This window comes from Deinococcus pimensis DSM 21231 (genome assembly GCF_000519345.1).
Lineage (GTDB): Bacteria > Deinococcota > Deinococci > Deinococcales > Deinococcaceae > Deinococcus_A > Deinococcus_A pimensis.
In genome coordinates this window covers 1-292 of sequence record NZ_KI912679.1, presented here as the reverse complement: position 1 = coordinate 292, position 292 = coordinate 1, and the positions used below count along the sequence as shown (strand labels likewise).

1 protein-coding gene is annotated in these 292 nt (G+C 71.9%); it reads right to left on the bottom strand.

The window, feature by feature from the left end; translation table 11 throughout:
• Positions 1-110: 110 nt before the first annotated feature.
• The coding region (locus tag DEIPI_RS34915) for an alpha/beta hydrolase-fold protein (protein WP_045235278.1) at positions 111-292 on the bottom strand (182 nt) is incomplete at its 5' end.

Genomic DNA, 292 nt, shown 5'->3' with positions numbered 1-292 from the left:
GCGCTGCCCGCGAGCGAGATCGCCAGCAGGGCGGCCAGGACGCGTGCGGTCACGGCGGTGTTCTTCGGTCGGGGCATCTTCACGTATTGTTCAGGCTGAGCGCCCCCGGTTTATGAGAGGTTCGGCGCGTCCTCACCGAGGACGTACAGCAGCGCCTCCGGCAGGGCCGCGCGCCACGTCACCCAGTTGTGCCCGCTGGCGTACTCCCGGTACTGGTGCCGCACGCCCGCGTCCGCGAGGGCGCCCGCCATGCGCCGGTTCGGGGGCAGCAGCCACTCCGTCACGCCGCAGT